Source organism: Roseimaritima multifibrata, from assembly GCF_007741495.1.
Classification (GTDB): Bacteria; Planctomycetota; Planctomycetia; order Pirellulales; family Pirellulaceae; genus Roseimaritima; species Roseimaritima multifibrata.
In genome coordinates this window covers 4,186,775-4,205,626 of record NZ_CP036262.1, presented here as the reverse complement: position 1 = coordinate 4,205,626, position 18,852 = coordinate 4,186,775, and the positions used below count along the sequence as shown (strand labels likewise).

Annotated in this window: 11 protein-coding genes; 6 read left to right on the top strand and 5 right to left on the bottom strand. The window is 54.2% G+C overall.

Going from position 1 to position 18,852, the window contains the following annotated elements:
• Positions 1-669: 669 nt before the first annotated feature.
• The 3 genes from FF011L_RS15100 to FF011L_RS15090 form a co-directional block, all read right to left on the bottom strand.
• Positions 670-2,118, bottom strand: coding sequence for an outer membrane protein assembly factor BamB family protein (locus FF011L_RS15100; protein WP_145352481.1), 1,449 nt, complete (start codon positions 2,116-2,118; stop codon positions 670-672).
• Positions 2,119-2,578: 460 nt separating this feature from the next.
• A complete protein-coding gene (locus FF011L_RS15095; protein WP_246109428.1) occupies positions 2,579-3,985 on the bottom strand; it encodes a DUF1552 domain-containing protein in 1,407 nt (468 codons plus the stop codon).
• Entirely contained in the window at positions 3,975-5,942 is a 1,968-nt protein-coding gene (locus FF011L_RS15090; protein WP_145352480.1) for a DUF1592 domain-containing protein, read from the bottom strand. Before FF011L_RS15090 ends, FF011L_RS15095 begins: the two co-directional genes overlap by 11 nt.
• A gap of 554 nt (positions 5,943-6,496) precedes the next feature.
• Between FF011L_RS15090 and FF011L_RS15085 the strand changes: the two genes are divergently transcribed.
• From FF011L_RS15085 to FF011L_RS15080, 3 genes are read left to right on the top strand one after another with little or no spacing between them, the layout of a single operon-like run.
• The gene (locus tag FF011L_RS15085) at positions 6,497-6,772 is read left to right on the top strand and encodes a hypothetical protein (RefSeq protein WP_145352479.1); all 276 of its coding nucleotides are present in this window, start codon (positions 6,497-6,499) and stop codon (positions 6,770-6,772) included.
• A 26-nt stretch (positions 6,773-6,798) separates the two neighbouring features.
• The gene (locus FF011L_RS26365; RefSeq protein WP_218932650.1) at positions 6,799-6,984 is read left to right on the top strand and encodes a hypothetical protein; all 186 of its coding nucleotides are present in this window, start codon (positions 6,799-6,801) and stop codon (positions 6,982-6,984) included.
• A gap of 25 nt (positions 6,985-7,009) precedes the next feature.
• Positions 7,010-8,137 (top strand): patatin-like phospholipase family protein, encoded by a 1,128-nt coding sequence (locus FF011L_RS15080; RefSeq protein ID WP_145352478.1) that lies wholly within the window; start codon positions 7,010-7,012, stop codon positions 8,135-8,137.
• Between the two features lie 133 nt (positions 8,138-8,270).
• Here the strand turns inward: FF011L_RS15080 and FF011L_RS15075 are convergent, their stop codons facing one another.
• Positions 8,271-13,400, bottom strand: a complete 5,130-nt coding sequence (locus tag FF011L_RS15075; protein ID WP_218932649.1) for a neutral/alkaline non-lysosomal ceramidase N-terminal domain-containing protein — start codon at positions 13,398-13,400, stop codon at positions 8,271-8,273.
• Between the two features lie 806 nt (positions 13,401-14,206).
• On the opposite strand from FF011L_RS15075, the gene arsC reads away from it, so the two are divergent.
• The 3 genes from arsC to FF011L_RS15060 all read left to right on the top strand — a co-directional run bounded on the left by arsC (position 14,207) and on the right by FF011L_RS15060 (position 17,078).
• Positions 14,207-14,557, top strand: coding sequence for an arsenate reductase (glutaredoxin) (arsC, locus tag FF011L_RS15070; RefSeq protein ID WP_145352476.1), 351 nt, complete (start codon positions 14,207-14,209; stop codon positions 14,555-14,557).
• Between the two features lie 334 nt (positions 14,558-14,891).
• Positions 14,892-15,812: a gamma-glutamylcyclotransferase gene (locus FF011L_RS15065; RefSeq protein ID WP_145352475.1), complete on the top strand. Its 921-nt coding sequence runs from the start codon at positions 14,892-14,894 to the stop codon at positions 15,810-15,812.
• A 225-nt stretch (positions 15,813-16,037) separates the two neighbouring features.
• The gene (locus tag FF011L_RS15060) at positions 16,038-17,078 is read left to right on the top strand and encodes a transporter (protein ID WP_145352474.1); all 1,041 of its coding nucleotides are present in this window, start codon (positions 16,038-16,040) and stop codon (positions 17,076-17,078) included.
• 176 nt (positions 17,079-17,254) lie between these two features.
• Here FF011L_RS15060 and FF011L_RS15055 read toward each other — a convergent pair whose 3' ends face one another.
• Entirely contained in the window at positions 17,255-18,844 is a 1,590-nt protein-coding gene (locus FF011L_RS15055; RefSeq protein ID WP_145352473.1) for a DUF1552 domain-containing protein, read from the bottom strand.
• Positions 18,845-18,852 lie beyond the last annotated feature (8 nt).

Here is an 18,852-nt window from a genome sequence, read left to right as displayed (position 1 = left end):
TGGAATGAACGTCAGCTTGCCGGTGTGCATGCTAGAGAAATGGAAAAAACAAGATTTCAGTTTCCATCGGGATCGTCCCGTTCGGTAGAGAAACGGGCAGTTTCCTCAAATACTCCACCGCGCCTTGCTTCACCGTGAACCCCGCATTTCGGTCGAACAAGAGAGTCGTTGCTAACTGAAAGCCCCAGGGAAAGGCCGGGAACGGAACTTAGGCAGCACCCTGGCGTCCGCGAGACCGAAGCGGAATTCAATGCAGGAGTCGAGTACGAGTACCGCGATGCTGAGTACGAGTACGAAGTTGGCAGAAGTTAGAACTAGACGTCGTCCTAGGTGACCGCAATTGTTTTTGGTATCGAAAAAACCGTACTCGTACTCGTACTCAGGACGCAGCCCGGTACTCGTACTCCTGCTCGAATCGAGGCATCGTTGGGCGGTCGGTTCTTGCGGACCAGCGTTCTCTTGCATTTTGGGGTGGTTGCCTAAGGCTGTAGGGCAGGCACCGTTTGTTTGGGGCCGGCTCAAACTGGCGCATCTAATCTACGCGAATGATACCGCTCGTGATGCGGGGGCGACTTTGAGGCTCGTTGCTCGGCTTCAATTCGTGCGGTACGTGCAGGGCAGGCATTTTTGATGCAGCTAGCGATCCGGTCCGAGCAGTAACGTTGGGAGTTATCCACCGACACAAAAAAGCGTTTGACCGGTGCGAATCAGCAACCGATCTTCCGCGACTGCAACGCCATAGACCATCGGGTCTCCATAGGAAAAGATTTTGTGTAGCTGTGTTTCGGGCATCCCCGCGAAGACTTTTTCGGGGCCGCTTTTCGGTTTGACTTGATCGCTGGGGACCGCGTTCGCTCGCCTCTGCTCCGCCGCCAATTCCTGAGCTTCTAGCATCGCTTCTCGATCGTATAACTGGTTGCGAGCGACTTGGTCATATTCGTCGCCGGGGCGAAGGACCAGTGTGAAACCATTTTTCAATACAAAGTAGACCAGCGATTCGCCGGAACGATTGGTGACGCCGACCGCCGAAGCCCAACAGGGCGTGCCGATTCGTTTGGCAAACACCTGCTTGCCGGTTTCCTGGTTGACGCAGTAGAGCACGCCTACTTTATTGACGTAATAGACATAGCCGGCAAAGGCCAGTGGCGTGGAGTAATAGGAGTTCGCCCGCTCGGCTCCCCAGAGAAAATCAAAGCTGGGTTTACCCTCAACCTCGGTCAGCTTCAGACAACAGTTCGACCCCGCCGTGGCATCCGCGTCGGTTGCACCTCCGTACATTGTCGTCGATCCGACGAAGATGCGATCTCCCATGACCGACGGAGACGGGATATGGTTTCCCTGTAAGCCGTGATGTTGCCACAGCGCTTCGCCTGTTGACGCGTCGTAAGCGTCGACCGTGTCTGCGGAACTGGTGATGACCAGTTTACGACCGTTGATTTGGGCGATCACCGGTGACGACCAAGAAGGAATGCGGTCGCCTCGATCGGTTTTCCAGGCGATGGAGCCATCCGCCTTGTTGATCGCGACTACGTAGGATGGACCATGGTGATCGATAAGGACGTAAAGATGGTCGTCCGTCTGGGCAAGCGAACTTGCGACACCTCGCTCGTTCTGAACCTCGCCATACTTCTTGAACAGCGACAGGCTCCAGCGTTGCTCTCCAGCATGTGTCATCGCTGTGACGTCGCCGCTGGGAAAAAATGAGAACAGACCGCTGTCATCCACGCAGCAGGTCGGAGCGGCGCGGCTATTGCGAAAGTAGTTTTCGACCGGTGTGGTCGCGACGATCTGTTTGGTCCAGTTCTTATCGCCAGTGCGTAAATCAAACGCGTGGACCTGACAGTCCTGTTGGAAGGCTCCTTCACTGCTGGTCACGTAGACCTGCCCATCCCAAACAACCGGCGCCGACTGTCCGTAGCCTGGGATTTCAGTTTGCCACGTAACCTCTTCGGGGGACCACTGCGTTGGCAAATCGGCTTGCACAACGCTGCTCCCGTCGCCTCGAAAACTGGTCCAGTTTTCATTTGCGAAACCTATGACGCCGACCAACAGACCGGCGTTCCAGACGAGCGTGGTCAACGTCCATACTTTCAGTCGCCTTCTGTGTCGGTTAGCCATGCGGTCCGATTCCTATGCTGGACGGTGAGGGGCTATTGGCCATCCGGTCGCCTCGATTTCGGGCGGATGGAAATAGGGACGGGAAACGGAGCGGACTGTCGGTTGGCCGTTGAAGTTTGGGGTTCGGTCCAACACGGAATACGCTGGAACAGACGCTAGGCCCTTCCTTATTTTATATGTGCATGCGAAGGTGTACAATAGCGAGGGCGGAGGATCGTCCGTTTTGGGTATGCGTACCTAAACAATCCTTGGGGCTCCAGACACTCTGTTACCTCTCACGCCAAAAGTCAGGCAAGTCGTGGTTGCCTGAGAGTTGTGGGAGGTGTCGCTGAATATTTAAAGCTTGGCTTGCAGAATCGGTGTCGGCGCAATTGCCTGCGCGATGACTTGAGCCAAAGCGATAAGAGGGCAACCGCGTGCGATGTGCCCTTCTCATTTTGGGTTCAACGGCCTGCGAAGGCTACGCGTGAAGCACGCCCGGTAGGGTTCCCGTGCTGTCGGCAAACTGTTTTGTCGGACTTCCGAATGCGTTCAGCATGGCGACATAGAGGTTCGCGAGAGGCGTATCGGGGCTGAAGGAGAGATGCTGTCCGGTTGCGATCTTTCCGCCTCCACTGCCGCCAACCAGGATGGGCAGGTTGTGTGGATTGTGGCTGTTGCCATCGCGCAGTCCGGATCCGTACAAAATCATTGAATTGTCTAGCACGGTTCCCTCCCCTTCTTGCATGCTTTGCAGCTTGTTTAGCAGGTAGGCATATTGCTGGACGTGCCAGTGCGTGATGATCTGGTACTGTTCCAGTTTCTCGGCGGAGTTCTGGTGATGTGACGTGTCATGATGCCCGCCTGAAACGCCATCTAAAAACGAAAAGTTTCGGCCACTGACCGCGTTCCCAAACATGAAAGTGCAGACCCGCGTGGTGTCGGTTTGGAATGCAAGCGCGATCATGTCCATCATCAGCCGAACGTGGGCTGGGAAACTGTCTGGTTTATCTTCCGGAGGCGCCTCGGCAGCGGCTAGGTCTGCGCGGGGCGTCCAAGCCAGTGCACCGCCCTGCCCTTGTCGCTCCAGCCTCTTTTCGATGCTTCGGACCGACTGTAGGTATTCATCCATGCGGCGCCGGTCGGCGACGCCCAGTCGATTGGAAAGCTGTTTGGCATCGTCGATTACCTGGTCCAGCAGCAACGCGTCGCGCCGTGTCGATTGGCCAGCAGGCTTAGCCGATCGCAGCAGTCGCTCGTAGACAAGATGCGGATTCAGTTCCCGCGCCAATGGACTGGTGGGCCCGCTCCAGGCGATGTGAGAACCGTAGACTCGAGTGTAGCCGACATTCGTATCAACGCCCGTCGTTACCGGATCAATTCCCAGTTCCAAAGATGGCAGAGGCGTTCTTTTCTCGGCGTAGGATGCCGCGACTTGGTCCATCGACTGACCGTTGCAATTTAGATCGATACCAAGCGATTTATTGATTGTGGTACAGGTCAAGAAACCTGATGTTTTGACGTAGTGGCCATCGCCGCCGATACTGCCTTGATTCCATAAATTGGTTAGGACAAGCAACTGGTCTTTGAGGTCAGCCAAAGGTTGCAGCGCGGGCGATAGTTTGAAATCTTTCCCTTCCCCTTCGGGAGTCCATTGGTCCTGGCGAACGCCGTTCGGGACAAACAGAGCCGCCATCCGCACGGGAGCTTGGTCGTCTGGAAGGTTTTCTGGGTCGGCCCCTCTCGCCCGACGAGGCATCATCGCTTCCAGCCACGGCAGCGCCAAAGCAGCGCCCGTACCGCGCAGCAGGGTGCGCCGCGAGAGAGAAGCTCTGCGGAGATTCTGGCGTTCTAAAGACTGCATCCGTACTCGATCTCTATTTGCCATGGTTCGTTTCCTCAGGCGTCGAAGGCGTTTGCCCGCTTTTGAACTGGAATGGAATACTTTTGACGATTTCAAGGACTAGGGTTTGAGCCCGGTAGTCATCTTTGGCCAATGTTTCACTGATCGATTGAACGACACACAGGTCTTCGTTCGTCAGTTGCCGGGCTAATGCATACCCAAGCATTTTACTTGTCAGGTGGCTGATGAACGAATCTTTTCGGTCCATCAACTGTTGTTTTAGCCCTTCCATGCCTGTGAAGGTCGTCCCATCAGGCAGGGTTCCTGTATTGTCGATTGGCAAACCACTCTCTTCCGTTCGCCAGCGGCCCAGTACATCGTAGTTTTCTAAACCGAATCCTAGCGGGTCCATCACCGCGTGGCAGGAGGCACACGCGGGGTCGGCTCGGTGGAGTTCCAGTCGTTGCCGCAGCGATAGTTTCTCCTTTCCGTCGCCAACCGTTTCCTCAAGTTCAGGGACATTGGGAGGTGGTGGCGGGGGAGCGGTGCCCAGCAATGTTTCCATGATCCATTTGCCTCGTAGCACAGGACTGGTGCGATGCGAAAACGATGAAACGGCCAATATCGAACTCATCCCAAGCACGCCACCGCGATGGCTTCCCTCGGGCAGGTCGACTCGCTTCGGTTGTTCGCGGAAGGTCCCTTCGATCCCGTAGTGTCTGGCTAGACTTCTGTTTGCGTAAGTGAAATCGGAATCGATCCAATTCAGTAAAGAATGGTTCTCGGCCAGCAAATCTTCCATGAAGAAGACCGGCTCGTATTTCATGCCGCCCTCCAGTTCAGGATTGAATTTTCCGACTACCGATTTGTCGGGTTGGAACTCGCGGCCCAAAGCGCGTGTGCCCAGCCACTGCTCGACAAAGCTCTCTGCGAATTCCCGGCATTTGGCATTTCGGCGATGGCCGCGATCGTCGATCGAGCTCTTCAGCATCCGTTTGACCTGCTGCGCTAAGACCTCGTCTTCATGCAGTTTTCCCGCGGCAGCCAGTTTGAAGAGTTCCTGGTCGGGCATGGATGCCCACAAGAAATAGGAAAGTCGAGAAGCCAATTCATAATCGGTGATTCGAATAGGCTCGGATTCGGAATGCGGTTGTTCCCACAGGAACAGAAATTTGGGCGATACCATGGCCGCTTCCATGGCAAAGGTGATCGCCGTTTCGAACGATTGATCCTCTTGGTAGACCTGTTCGAAGAGATGCAAGTATTGTTGGATCTCCGCTTCGGTTGCTGGACGGCGAAAAGCTTTTGGCAAGAAAGTTCCGAGGACCTTTTCGGCAGCTTGTTGGGGAGAGACATCTTTGGAGGGAAGCGAAACCAGGAGCATTTTACGGTCCTGCGGGTCGCTCATCGCATGCGACAACGCGGTGCGCGCCGCATCCAGATATTTCTCCGCGTGGATGGGCGATATAAACAGGGTTTCGGCGGCGTTATCGAATCCTTCGCCACCCGCACCGTCTTCTGGTAGGGCGTGCCCCGCGTTGAACTGAATCCCCAAGAGGTCACGAACCGTGTTGGCATACTCCGTTCGATTCAGGCGGCGGAGCATCGGTTTGCCCGGAGTCACGCCATCGCTGCAGATCGATGTGTGAATCGTGCTGCGAATCACTTGCACCATCCCTTCTCGCAGTTCGAGCGTTGGCAGCTCGCTGTCCAGCGGAGGCATCTGATGGTCGGCTATTCGGTCAGCGATTCGATTCCACTTATCAACATCAAGCGGAATTCGCTGAGTGGAATCAAAGGCGCTTAGATCGAGGTTCGCTTCACCGTTGTCCCCTTCGTGGCAGCTGAGACAATAGGTTTGAATAAAGTCGACCGACTGAGCTTGCGTCAAAGCAACCGCATCGTCCACGCCGTAACCGCGCGAAGGAATGTTGCAGGCAATCAGAATCGCAGCGAGGGCAATCGGCAAGCCAGGCAGCGACCACTCGAATCGTAAACCCATGAACGCAAAGGGGGGAAGCAGGTAGGCAGGGGAAATGCAACGAATGCATCAGGTGGGACAACCGTCCATTGTAAGCAATCGGTAACTTCGAATCGCCCCCAGTTTGGATTTAGGGAAAACAAACCCCAATAAACCGTGATTTGTCGTCACCCCCCCCAACAGAAAACAAAAACTCCCAGCTCCCAGCTCCCAGCTCCCAGCTCCCAGCTCCCAACTCCCAACTCCCAACTCCCAACTCCCAACTCCCAACTCCCAACTCCCAACTCCCAACTCCCAACTCCCAACTCCCAACTCCCAACTCCCAACTCCCAACTCCCAACTCCCAACTCTCCGTGTCTCCGTGTCTCCGTGTCTCCGTGTCTCCATTCCCCGCCGCCTCAAGAGCACCACCCAAAAAGCAAATACAAAACTTGCCATTGGCATTTCCCCGCCAAAAACGATAGAAACAGCGAGGAGTACAACGGATTCGGGTTGTTGGAAGCGGTGCCAATCGACAAGCAACCTGCCGGACGTGTCGCCGACTTTTGGATGCCCCCAACGCAGATGAGCGGATGATGAACGAATTGCAACCCGATGAATTGGCCGAGATTACCGAGCTATTACAGCAAGGAAAGAAACTTGCGGCCGTCAAGCGATACAAGGATCTGACCGGTTCGCGGCTGGGGGAATCAAAGGACGCCGTCGAAAAATTAGCCGAATCTCTGTCGCCGGGCACAACTCCTAGGGCCGCACTGGAATCGAAGTCAGGCTGTTTCGGGATGGTTTTGTTTCTAGTGACTTCGCTGACCGCGGCGGCCGTTTGTGTGTTCTTCGTGGCAGGAATTTTCTGAGCGTAATACATAAGTTTCCGATTGGGATGCCGCTCTTTCTTCTCTCGAAGATGTTGTTGCGGCAGCCCTTTGCTGGCATCGGGACGATCGGTCAAATTTGGGTGGTGGCTACGACGTCGATTTGGTATGGATGCGAATCCCAATACGACGCGATCTTGGAAGGAATTCATGGCCTGATCATGAAACCCGCCATCGCGCTCGCTGACCTGTAAATCAACCGCAACCGTTTCGATAATCATGAAGATCGCCCTCGCATTCTCTGGCGGTGGAGTTCGCGCTACAGTCTTTCATCTGGGCGTGTTGGCTCGGCTGGCGCGTCAAGACTTGCTGGGTAACGTCAAGATTGTTTCCAGCGTCTCCGGGGGCAGTTTGGCTGCGGGGCTTGTCTTTGCTTCTGCAGGTTACCGCTGGCCCGACAGTTCTGAATACCTGCATGATGTCGTGCCGCGTGTTTTGTCGCTCCTGACGACCAAGAATCTTCAGTGGTCGTACGCACTTAAATCGTTGTTGCTCCCTTGGCGACTGGCTTCGGGCCGAGCGGCACTGTTGGGCGATGCGATCGAAAGTCAGTGGGGGATCCGCGGTTCGCTTGCGGACCTACCCGAATCACCGGAATGGATCATCAATGCAACCTGTTACCAAACCGGAAAGAATTGGCGTTTTCAGCGTCACCTGATGGGGGACTATCAAACAAAGTACATCACCGATCCTGATTTCAGTTTGTCGCATGCACTGGCCGCTTCGGCAGCCGTCCCCGGGCTGATCGGTCCCTTGGTGATCCGTTCACGGCGCTACCGGTGGAGCGAATATCGCGATGACCGCTGGCGTTCGATCGAACCAAAGTACAGGCGTTTGCACCTTTGGGATGGAGGCGTTTACGATAACCTTGGCGTCGAATCCTTGTTTAAACCAGGAGAAGGATTGCGAGAGGGAACCGACTTTTTGATCGTCAGTGACGCGTCACGGCCATTGTCCAGCGATTCCCGTCAATCGCGTTGGAGCCCCGAATATTTAAGAGCCACGCTGCGGTTGGTGGATGTGGCGACCGACCAAGTTCGAAGCCTTCGGACTCGCATGTTGATCAACCACTTCAAGCAAAACCCCGGAAGCGGTGCTTACCTTCGTTTAGGTCGGGCGACGAAAAAGACCTACGCTCGAAACAACATCGATGGGAAACCATCGTTGACCGACGAAGAAGTCAAACGCGTCGCACTGATTGAAACAACGCTGCGTCGATTGACTCACAGCGAGTTCAGTCTGTTGTTCCGCCATGGTTATGAAGTCGCCGACGCGACGTTGTCGACCTATGGCAGCGAAGTCATCAAACGCGTCCCTCGTCGACGGGTGCTGTTTAACGCCGCTTAGCTTTAGCATTCGTTCGAACCGAAATCGCTTACCTGTACGCCAGCGACTTGGGAGGTTTTGGGTGACGTTCCCCGCTGGCGCTTCATTCCTACCGCGGTCGCGCCGCAGTAGGTAAACGATGGAGCCAGCGTTGCTATTTCTTTTCCGAAAGCAGGCGGTTGGCTTGCTGGCGGACCTTTGCATTTTCATGCTTTAGCAGGGTTGCAAGACGCTCCTCTCCAAGCCAATCCTTCTGGAGCGACTCCGCTTCAATGGCTGCAAGCAAACGTTCGATTCGTGGTACGGTCCTTAGCATGGCGTCCAACGCAAGTTCACGATTGTTTGCCTGTAATTTCGGTAGAGCCTGCAAGATGGCTTGGCCCGCTTCGGCAGCCGGCATGTCCGATAGTCCACTGACAGCCCCCATTTGCAGTTCGGCGTTCGAGTCTCCTAGATAGCTGGCAAGTTGCTGGCCATGTGTTGCCCAGGGAGCGAGGGCGATCATGCGGAGGGCATCGTACCGCGTTCCCGATCGAACTTGAGGGTTGTCCGACATCACGGAAGCTTGCTGGATCGCTTGGCTCCAGCGACCTACAAGAGGACCGTTTCCGGAAATCAAGCGTTGGATTCGATCAAGTGGCCAGCTTCCTGTCTGGCTTATTCCGTTCACCAATCCGCCGCCGATCACTACGGCTTGCCAGTCCATCAACGGTTGCTGTGGCTGAGGCAGACTGACGTCTAGGATCTCTAAAATCTCTTTAGATTCATTTCGTTTGCCAGCTGCGATCGCGAGTCGCCAGATCCACGGGATCCGGCGATACTGCTCCTCCATGTCATCCGGCATATCCGCAGTCAGGGCGGTAATCATTTGAGCTGAATATTGGGGCCATTTGGCGACGATCTCTAGTCGCTCGTCCTGTGCCAGGCTGTCATCGATCAATTTGCGAGCCAGTGGATAGGCTTCGGAATCAGCGCCCTGAACGTAGGACATGATATCCGCCATCTCCTGTTTGCTGATGTCTTTCTCCAGACCTTCTGGCATCGCAGATTTGCCCGTAGCACGGAGAACTTCCAATTGATTTCGTAGTAGAACCTCTTGTTTGGCTTCTTGCCCCAGTAGGGTCACGCTGGTGGCCGTCTCGCTAACGATTTGACCGGAAACAACGCGGCCATCGTCCATCAGCGCCGTGTAATTCTGAAAGCGAGCGTCAACGTCCCGGTTTGGATTTAAGATTGCCGTCAGCAAAAATTGGTGGGATCGCGAAGTCAACGCAGCCAGGTCCGGGCCGACCTTATGTCCGACTCCATTAAATTGGTGGCAGGCACTGCAGTGTTTGGCAAACAGGGCCTTCCCTTTGGTCGGATCGACTTGCAGTTGGGAGATGTCGGACCAATCGCTAACCAGTGCTTCACGATCGCTTCCTGATTCTTTCCCGAACCATTTCTGAGTCTGTTCCCGAGCCTCTTCCGGCTGACGTTCGATAAATTGTTGGCGATGGTCCGTGTTGAAATCGTTGGCGTGAAGGATGCCCGCTTGCAGACCTGACAGAATCGCGGGATCCCAGGCCGGATGTCCTATCAGAGCTTGAACAACAGAAGTTCGCACCTGAGGAGTGGCCGATTCCAGTCCCTGCAGCAACGCTTCACCACCGGCGGGCTCTCCGCGACGAGTGATCGCGCGGACGGCGCTCAGCTGGCGATTCTGCGAGTACTGCAGATCGATAAGTTCGGCGATCTGGTTGGTGATCTTTAGTGGCTGGTCGCTGGCGGATTGAAGGTCTGTTAGCGAAATCAGGTTTTGGGAGGCAGGGCCTGATTTGCGGCCGAGTAGTTTAAGTGCCATTTCGATTTGATTGTCCGGCACGTCGGCTTTGTCAATCAGATCTAAAGCGGCTAGGAAAATTGCTTGAGCGGCTTGTTTCTGATCCGCACTGAATTGAATGGAAACCGTCGGTGATTGATCGTCTGAATCGGCTGCTTTTTCGCCCGTGTCGACGACTGCCAATGATCCGCTGGAGGCTCGCCGGTCAAGTCCGTCGAGTAATTGGGCAAAACTTTCCATCTGCCACAGGTGCCAATCTCCGCTGGAACGAAGTACCTGATTCAAGATGGAATGAATTGCCTTTTCGCTTCCCAGTCCGGCCGTGGTCGCAATCAGCTGTTCCCCGATTTGCAGACGCGCTGGTTCACTTTCTAGAACTTGCTCGGCAACGGGGCCTACATTGCTTGCGGTCAACGAACTGAGGGCTGCCGACTGCATGTATGGATCATTCGATTCGGTTGCCAATTTGGTCAGCGGGGCTGTGACAGAATCGGATTCAAGGGCGGCGATCGAATTTGCGACCTGCAACCGCACCTCGTAGGCTTCGTCGTTTGCTAACGGAAGAACGGCTTCAGCGATCTTAGGGTCAGCAAGAAATTTTTCGGCCAGGCGAACGGCGTGGCGACGAACCTCGGAGCTTGAATCTGCCAAAGGGCTCCAAAGGTCTTTTGTTGAAAGTTCGTTCAGTCCATCGAGGGCAGCAAGTGCTTGGATTCGGACAGCGGGATTCTTACTCGCTTTGGCGATCCGTCGCAATGGTTCGGACGCGGATTTCGCATCGCGCCACAACAGCATTTGATGTACCAAGTCACGAACAATTCCGTTGTTGCTGTCGATGGCTTTGGCCAAGTCTTGATCGTTCAGGGCGCTAAGGGAAAGCGGAGCTTGCCTTTCCATTTTGGTCGGGAGGACTCGGTAGATTCTTCCCAGCCCTTTTCCCGCAAACACGTCCAGCTCCGCCAGCGTTTCATCGGGAATCCATTTGGGGTGTTCAATGACGTAGCGATACATGTCCACAACCCAAAGCCCGCCATCGGGGCCGGTTCGAGCTTGAACGGGGCGAAACCATCGGTCGCTGGAGCGGAGAAATTCGGAATTTTGTTCGTTTGCGGCTCGCGTCCCTCGGATGGTTGCCCCTTTCCGTTCCAGGACTTGGCGATAGACCAACTGATTAACCGGTTCACAGGTAAACGAGTTGCCGTGGTAGGCTGGTCCCAAATGATCATCGCGATAGATACCGACTCCGCACGCTGCGGTCGCGCGGCCGGGCGCCCCGGACAATCGAAAGAGGACTAAATCGCTAGAGGGAAACAGCTTTCCCGCATTTTCACCGCTGGGAACGCTGATCGAAGTTGCGGGGGGAATGACAAAGGGATTGCGTTTCACGTAGTGATCGACGACCGGGTAGTGATAAATCAGATTGCTGTTCGTACAGCCAAACCAATTACCGAAATCATCGCGTGTCCGTCCTTGTTGGCTACGGCCGGTGACCGGTTCGATTAGCCCCAGGTCAGGCTGAATGCGAAAGTCCCTTCCGGAAACGTCCACGACCTTACCTTCTTGGTTTGCAATTTGTCCGCCAAACAAGCCGCCTGAACCATACAGCCAATTATCCAGCCCCCATCGAAGGCTGTTGACTCGAGCCTGCCCATTGTGCGTCGCAAAACCGCTAAACAGGATTTCGCGACTCTCTGCCTTTCCGTCGCCATCCTGGTCTCGGGCAAAAATGATGTTTGGCGCATCGCAGATCAGAGCACCATCGCGCCAGACTTTAACGTCGGTGGGATATCGCAGGCCTCCGATGAACACCTGTGAAGTTTCGTAGTGTCCATCGCCGTCGTTGTCTTTCAGAACGCGAACCTCTCCTTGAGGAACAAATTCCTCTTCGATTCCTCGACCATAATCGGTCATCTGCACGACCCAGACATCACCATCGGGGCCGAAGTCGATGGCTACGGGGTCGACGATTTGCGGTTCGCTTGCAACCAATTGGACTTTTAGATCCGCGTCGGTTTCGAATTTTTGAAGTGACTGTTCTGGTGAAGTCGGAGGGATCCCGTTTGTGCCGCCAAGCGGTTTGTCGTCCGGTTTATCGCCATGGGACGGCTGCGGGGCAGCGGTCGTGAAAGCAGGTGGAGTAAGCCGGTGGACCTTATCGATGATCTTTTTCTCCAGTCCCGGAGCAAGTTTGTTGGGAAGCGCGAAATACGGGATTTCGGCGCCGGCCCCGTATCCTCCTTCCGAAAGCAGTCGCTCCGATGGAATGTAGGAACCGAAATCATGGCTGTACCCGTGCATCCAAAGCCGTTTCGCATCAAGTTCCTTTTTCAGTCGGAGCGAATAATCGACGCAAACCTCGCCGGAAAGAAAGACCATGCACAGTTGGTCTCCGAAATAACAGACTTGGATCGGATAGCTTAAAGATTCTGGAAGCTTTTCGCCGCGATCCATGCGAGCTAGTTGAGTCGTGGCGTTGTAGCCGTTCGGTCCCCCTTGCTTCTCCATCGCCTTAAACTGTTCGCGAGTCGGGATGGTTTGAAAAGGGAGTTGAAGGCTGGAAGCTGCGGTCTGCACGGGCGCGGATAGCGGGGTGACTGTTCCCTCTTTGATCAGTCGGGCGACCTCGTCGCCAATCTGCATGCCTTGTTGTTGAGCGATATCGACTTTGTCACCGGTGACTCCGCTGTCGGGATTTTGGTCGGCGCCGCAGCCGATTGAAACCAGTCCGATGGCGCCAGGAAAATGGCGTTCGATCGATTCGACAGCGTAGCCTGCCCAGTCACCACTCAACATGTTTTGAGAAAGCGTCACGCAGTGGCAGGCATAAGTGGTGTAGATGGCGCGGACCTTAGCAGGATCGTTCGCAGCGCGGACGATTAGACAGGGAAGCGAATGATCGACGGGGCCCCCTTTGGTTCGACGATTGGCCGCAAACCCTACTTCACCGACCGTCCAGCCAAGCGTCGCTGGCTGGCGATCGGCTAATGCTGCCTGGATGACATCCGCTAAAGCAACCGTTAGTTCTTCGGTATAGCGATCCAGGCGAACCTGATGTTCGGCGGGAATTGGTTCGGCGAAAATGTTGTCCGATGCGCCGTTCACTTTGGGAGCGCTATGTGTGTGGGTGAACGTCATGATCAAATGATCGCGTTCCAATTTGGTCTGTTCAGCGAGGCGACGGTGGACTTCGTCAACCATCGCTGACCGGATTCCCAAGCTGTCCAGCGTCACCAACACAACGGGAGACTGTTCATCGGTTCCGATCGCCAAAGCGCGCGCCCAGAGCGCTTGTGAGACGCCTTCGGATTCAGCCTTGCGAAAGGCGAAACCGTTTAGGCGGACCGGGTATTCAGGGGTGACGTCCCGTTTTGCAACGCCGACGCTGTAAACAGCCTGTCCTGTTGATTCTGCAGCCGGCAGATCATTGCAGCAGCAAAGCGAAAATAGAAGAATCGCAACCACTGCAAATCTTATATTGGGTTCCGCAGACGCCACGAAGCAGACGAATCGCTGGGGGAGAATGCAGGAAATGAAATAACGAATCATGGACACTTAAATCATTCGAGGTGGGAGAGTCGAGCAGATTGAACGGAGCGGCTCGAGGTCGGCAAACCGATTATAGACGCCTATGGAGAAGATTGGGGCACGCGCAAACGGATGGAGAATGATTCTGTGGTAGAAGGGGCGATGCCTGCGTTGTCAGCTGGACAATGCGCCCGATTTCCCCTTCCTTCACGGCCCGTCGACTTAATCGAAAGCGGAGAAAGAATGTCGCCTTCCGCGGGGGGCGTGAAATCAACAAATGAAGGGTTTGCAGCAGTTGACGAATCTACCTGGGAACGAGTGAACACGTAGCCCGGAGGGCGTGCGATTTATAAATGAAGAAAGTCTGGCTCCCCTCGCCCCTAAAACAAGCCTTTAAATCGTACTTAGTTGAATTAGCTGGCGAACCGTTGATCCAGTATCAAACCTGTTCTAAGCAAGCTTATTTTGAGGGCGAGGGGAGCCAGACTTTCCTCGCTTATTCTTTTTACGCCCCGCTGGGCTAAAAGCATTGCACCCAGACACCGATGGGCAGGGTTGAAATCGTCACCTATAAATTTCACATCCCCTGCGAAAGACGACAATCACCAAATCAACAAGCCGATCAGGGGCTGCCTAGACCGTGGGGGCTTTTGGGGATTCGGATTTTGTGGAAAATTGCGGTCTTCGCGCGACAGTCGAAAGTGTCTGTCGTTTTTGCAAATGCCCCATTTCAGCTAACGACAATGACAACCATTTTTCATAACCCGCGCTGTTCGAAATCGCGTCAGGCTGTGCAGTTGTTAGAAGACCGCGCTATCGAATTTGACGTTGTGAAATATTTGGACGATCCACCGAGTGAACGTGAACTATCCAAAATTGTAAAGATGCTTGGGATCCGGCCTTCGCAGTTGGTGCGCAAGGGAGAGCAAAGCTACAAGGATTTAGGCCTGTCCGACAAGGAATTGACCGATAAGCAGTGGATCGAAATCCTTGTCGCAAACCCCAAATTGATCGAACGACCGATTGTTGTTCATGACGGGAAAGCCGCAATCGGCCGCCCGATCGAGAACATTGAAGAGATCCTCAAAGACTAGTGGGAGCGCCTTCGTGGACGCGAACGGTGGTTCATGGGGAATGAGCGTTTTTTCAATCGTGGTCGAAGAACGACCGAACGTGCTGACGGGAAGGTTTCAAACCGGTTGTCGCAAGCATGCTTCGCTTCTGCCGTTTTGAAAGAACAAAGTCCCTAGCTTTCACGAGAGGGGCATGCTAGGAAGCGCGTTTGATCCGAATCGTTGCCGTTAGCATCATGGATGCGGGCACGCTCGCCGAACGCTTCCTGCGAGAACGCATCATTCTATTGTTAAACGGTAAGGTCGCATTTGCTGGTGGTAAAACTAGCGATGCCATCGTAAAGGAAATTTGCAGATGTCCGATGCCTTGTATTTTGCCTACGGGTCGAATTTGTGTGCGCGGGATTGGGGGCGATGGTGCGAAGGAAAACGACACGATGGATCGGGGTTAAAGGTGGTGGGCATCGGCAGACTGCCCGATCACAAGATCCATTTCTCGCATTTTTCCAATGCCCGAGGTGGTGGAGCATTAAATGTTGTGCCAAGTTTGGGACACGTTGCCGAAGGGGTATTGTTTCGAGCAGACGAAAAAGCTTGGCGAGCGTTGGACCATAAGGAAGGTGTCCCGACATCCTATCGCCGCGTTTCGATGACAGTGCTGGATGAAAACGGATATCCGGTCCAAGCTTTTGTTTTTGTGCTTTCGCCCGAAAAGGACCTCGGATTTGTGGAACCAACGGAGGCCTATCTTTCGGCCGTTCGCAATGGCTTGCGAACTCATCGACTGACTGACAAATACCTGTTTGCGGCGGCAAGTCAGCAGACCGTTCCCTATCTGACGGATGCGGTTTTTATCTACGGTACGCTGATGGATGGGGAGTGCCGTTCGGGAGTGATTCGCGAAATGGAGGTCCTCCATACCGCACCAGGAAAAATCGATGGGGAAATCGTCAATTTGGGAAGTTACCCAGGACTGTTACCAGGGCCAGTCCAGGGTGACCGTCAGGTGTCTGGAGAATTCGTGCGATTGGGGCAGATTGACAAATGTCTGGCTGTCTTGGATGAAATCGAAGGTTTTGAACGAGACGAAACTCGGATTCTGCCGGGCGAAACCGATGCGCTGGGGTATAGCGACCGATCCCTGTATGTGCGTCGATTGGCTCAAGTGAAGGTTCATGGCGATCGATTTTGGGCTTGGACCTACCAGTACAACCAAGAAGTGCTTCCGGAGTGTGGCGTTATCTCTTCAGGTTGCTGGCGGACGGCAACCCGTTAGCGAGGCGATTTTTCTCGGTCCGCCTGTGCCAAGGTGCCGCAGGTTCCACTTGTCGGTGGGCGTGCGAGCGACGGTAAACCGTGACGATGGCGCCAATTCTAACAATCGCTTGCTGGAACTAGCTCGATTGTTCGCACCTTAGTACTTGTAATCATTGCTTTTTTTGCCGAAGAGACGGAATGTGAGGAGCGCGCCGTGACTCGGTTTTAGCAAAATGGATTTGTAATGAAACTTGGCAAGTTATTTTTTTTAACGCTTCTAGCTTGTCCGCTGGGAAGCGTTTCGGCTTTTGCAGACGACTCATTCCGATCGCGGGCCGACAAGCATGCTCCCGCAGGAATCATGGGCGATCACATGCACGATCCCGGTGAATGGATGGTCGAATACAAGTACATGAATATGTACATGGACGACAACCGTGCGGGTTCGCGGACTTTAAGCGACGTCGAATCGATCGCTTGGGGAGCGACAAGTAATCCAGTCACCAACCGGATGGCGACGCCGACAAACATGACCCACGAAATGCATATGTTGCATGTCATGCGGGGGATGACCGAAGACGTGACCTTGTACGCAATGTTGATGTTGCCCAGCATCACGATGGATCACCTGCGGGGCCCAATGAGCGGCGCGCCGGGGACTGATTTTACAACGCACAACAGCGGTTTCGGTGACACCACTTTCGGCGCTCTGCTGCGGCTCTATTCCGATGTCGACGATGACTTGATTTTCAATCTGGCGGGATCGGTACCGACGGGACGTATCTATCGTACGACCTCGGTTCCAACCGGAGGCATGATGGAACAACCCATGCCTTACCCGATGCGTCTGGGTTCAGGGACTTTCAATGCGAAACCCGGTATCACCTGGAAACATTACTTTGAAACAGGCTCGTTCGGCACGCAACTTCAGACAGACTTGCCGATCGGACGAAACTACCGAGACTACGCCGTCAGCGATGAATTTCGATTGAACACTTGGTATAGCCAGGTTCTAAATCAGTACCTTGCGGCTAGCATTCGCTTGGAAAATCTTTGGCGCACCAACTACACGGGTGCCGACCCGATGACACCCGACATGGGGATCAGCACGAACGTCGAAAGCTTCCGCGGGGGCTACACCTGTAACTTAGGACTGGGAACTTCAGCCCTGATCAAAGGTCACTTGCTGAGCACGGAATTTGTGCCGACGCTTTACCAAGATTTGAACGGGATCCAACTGGAAACCGACTGGACCTTCATTGCCAGTTGGTCGAAGAGCTTCTAACCGAATCTCCCTTCTTCGGCGTTGCGACTTTCTTTTAAAAACGGTGTTCCACACCGTTTCGTTGCAACCGGTCGGCAAGGTTACTCGCCCTGTGGACCATTCGGCCCATAAAGCGAAGCATTCGCAACCGATGGATACTGACGCATTCCATGCGGATGTGTAGTCTTGATGACGCTTTATCCGTTTTGTGTGCCTGGCTGCTTGCCAAACAGCGACTTCAGTTCCTCGACTTTCGTGATCCGTATGGTTTCACCGAACGGCGATCCTTCCCCGGTCAAGGTGATCGGGGTGCCGCAATGATACGCCAAATTGAATCGATGGAAATCTTGGAATTGAACATCGACGCGAACCGGCGGTCGCCCTTTGACTTCGACATAAAAGATCCGTGCTTCGTTCAGGTCATCAGACATCCGTAGTCGACCTTGAACGGTATAGCTTTGATCGTCTGCCTTGACCCAGCTGTCAAACGGACGCTCTTGGTAATACTCGATTGGGCCCCCACTTAGACCAGCGAGTGGTGTGGATGCTTGTGCATAGGAATCGCGTTCAATTCCAAAAGCATTTAGAAGAGCCAGATGCAGTTTTCCAACCGGCTGATTCTCTGAGTAGCGAAGGTACCTTCCGGTCTTCAGACGCCCTCCACCTTGACCGGCTAGGATCATTGGAATTCGTTTGACCGTGTGGTTATCGCTATGCCCCATACCGGATCCAAACAGGACCACGCTTTGATCAAGCAACGTGCCGTTCTGGTCTTTGTAGGATTTCAATTTGGTTAACAGGTAATCGAATTTCTCCATGTGCCAAATATTGATCTTCAGCAGGGCTTCTAAGTTTTCTCGCGAAAAATTGCGGAAGAAGTGTGAAAGGTAATGGTGTTGCTCGGTGATTCCTAGGAAATCAAAAACGATTCGGCTGTTGCTATTGCCCAACATGTAGGTGGCACAGCGAGTCGAATCGGTCCACATTGCCAATGCGATCAGGTCAAGCATCGTTTCGACTTGTTCGTTCAGGTTTGCTGCTCGTGGAGGGCGCTGCAGGCCTTGGACGTCGACGTGTTGTTGTGGTTTCTCCGATCCGAATTTCTCTAACCTTCGTTCGGTCGCACGGACAACCTCCAAATATTCGTCCAACGTGCGGCGGTCTTGATGTCCCGTTTTTCGAGCCAATGAGCGTGCGTCCTCGCCGACTCGATCTAGCAGACTAGACATCGCTCGTCTTTTCTGAGGATTCCCAAAGGGGCTGCGGAAAAGGCGATCAAAGATCAGTTGTGGATCGCTCTCACGGGGGATCGCTTGTCCCTGCGAGTCATAGGAGATGTAACTGCAGCCAATTTGGTTCGTGAATAGACCTTCGGTGGTTAGTTCCAGCGAGCGATGTGCCGTACCGTGACCGATTTTGTCGGCGATCAACTGGTCGATCGATGCTGATTTTGTATTGGCGTGGTGCCCGGTAAGAAAGCGGCGTGAGGAGTTCGCATGGGACGCGAATCCGAAGTCACCGATGTTGTCCAGGATCAGCAGATCCTGCTTGTGTTTCTCGAACGGTTTCATCAAAGGCGACATGCGGAAATCATGTTCAGCGCCACCGTTGATATTCCAAGACGGAGGGTGAACTCCATTCGGTTTGAACAGTGATATAAACCGTAGCGGAGACGTTTTCGATTCGGCCGCCGATGTGGAGCCCTTCATAAGATTTAGGAAAGGGAGCGGCAAAGCGACGCCGGCAGCACCCCGTAAAAGGGTTCTTCGTTGGATGTGAAGGCTCATCGATTCTC